This window comes from Leyella stercorea, from assembly GCF_019052365.1.
In the GTDB taxonomy this organism is placed as follows: Bacteria; Bacteroidota; Bacteroidia; order Bacteroidales; family Bacteroidaceae; genus Prevotella.
In genome coordinates this window covers 1-1,725 of record NZ_JAHQUY010000151.1, presented here as the reverse complement: position 1 = coordinate 1,725, position 1,725 = coordinate 1, and the positions used below count along the sequence as shown (strand labels likewise).

Below are 1,725 nucleotides of genomic sequence, written 5' to 3'. Positions count from 1 at the left end.
TTTATTAACTGGGTTCTGCTTAGAATAAGTTAACACCGATATGAAAGTCGATGAACGTGCATTGCAAGATGTACACACCGTAGGAGGTGGTGAAACTCCTCCCTGTGTTGGACTTACCTCCAACACCCTCCCCAAAGCTCAAAGCACAGTATCTGCGGAGAGTTCACAAACAGGGGTGTCCACCAGAAATGCACATATAGCAGTAAAGCCTAAAGCGCAAAAAGAGGAAGATGTTCCTCATTGGTATGCCTTACGTACCACTTATGGCAGAGAGAAAAAGGCATATGACTATATGACAGCCAAAGGCATTACGGCTTTCTATCCTACCATCGATACGGTTAAACTTATAAATGGTAAGCGCAAAGTTGTTACTGAGTCACGTTTACCTAACATCTTCTTCGCTCACGGAACAGAAGAACAACTCAAACTTTTTGTTTACGACAACGTAAACCTCCCATTCCTTCGTTTTTATTATCACCATACACATATTGGCAGCAGAATAGAGAAAACTCCATTGATTGTTCCCGACTATCAGATGGAAAGTCTCAAAATAGCGTGCGCTTCAGAGGAAGATGATGTCATCATTGTCTCTGGAGAAATCCAGAAGTTCGAGAAAGGTCAGTTGGTACGAGTGGTAAAAGGTGAGTTTGAAGGTTTTATGGGAATAGTGGCACGTCATAAAGGACAACAGCGAGTGGGCATTGTTGTGGACAACTTGCTGACTGTTTTGACGGCATACGTACCGAGTGCTTATTGTGAGGTTGTAGAAGATAAGCAGAAGTAAAAGGTTACTGTACCTTATTATGTAGAAATATAGCAATGATTGTAAAAAAGATATTTACACAAGATTTGCAAATAGCCAAGTCATTGATAAACAAGGACGAAATGGTTACACGCAAATACTTTTACCAACAATGCTATCCCCTGTTTAAGTCCATCTATGACAACTACTATACCGATTGTGCAAATTGCAAGGAGTTTATAGACGAGATATACATTGTTGTTCTTGCTCCAAGCAAGGCTACAGGCAAATGTCAGATGGAAAATTTCAGAGGTGAAAGTACATTGACAAGTTGGTTGAAGACCGCATGTTTGTTTTATTGCTACAAGCAGTTTGAAACAAAAGAGAAAATGCCTAAGCATGAGCAGATTTCTCACTCCAATCTAAAAGAAAATGATGATGAGAGTGATAGAACGGACTCTATTTATGGGTCTATAGAGATAGATTTTTCTAATCTCAATCGTCAAGATGCTCTGACCATCATCAAGCAGATGCCAAACAAACGTTACAGCGAATTGATTCGCCTGCGATATTTGGAGCTGAAGACCAATGAAGAAACTGCAAAAGAATTAGGTATGTCAATGGAGAACTATTACAACAAACATAAACTCGCTAAGGAACAATATGAGCGAATTTTCAGAAAGGAGGTAGGTCATGCATAAAGATTTTGTACCAACTGTAAGTATTGAAAAATTTGCTGCATATTTGGATGGTAATCTTACAGAGGAAGGAATGAATGAGGTTGCATCAGCAATCCATTCTGATGATTCTTTGCAAGACATATTATCAAGTGGTTACATGGTAGACGAAACGCTATCTACTTATGATGACTGGAACCAAATTGTTCAAGATGATATATTTACAGATAGTTTTGATATTCCAAATATTGAAGAAAATTTAGATGCTTCTGATATATTTCCTCAAAACGAGGACTCTATATATGC

General features: G+C 38.6%; 3 protein-coding genes. All 3 read left to right on the top strand.

From position 1 onward, the window contains the following. Positions 1-40 precede the first annotated feature (40 nt). Positions 41-784 (top strand): UpxY family transcription antiterminator, encoded by a 744-nt coding sequence (locus KTQ90_RS13220; RefSeq protein WP_118312084.1) that lies wholly within the window; start codon positions 41-43, stop codon positions 782-784. Positions 785-819: 35 nt separating this feature from the next. Beyond that, entirely contained in the window at positions 820-1,443 is a 624-nt protein-coding gene (locus KTQ90_RS13215) for a sigma-70 family RNA polymerase sigma factor (RefSeq protein WP_118312083.1), read from the top strand. After that, positions 1,436-1,725, top strand: a 290-nt coding sequence (locus KTQ90_RS13210) for a hypothetical protein (RefSeq protein ID WP_217318812.1), incomplete at its 3' end; no start/stop codon positions are given. The genes KTQ90_RS13215 and KTQ90_RS13210, both read left to right, overlap by 8 nt.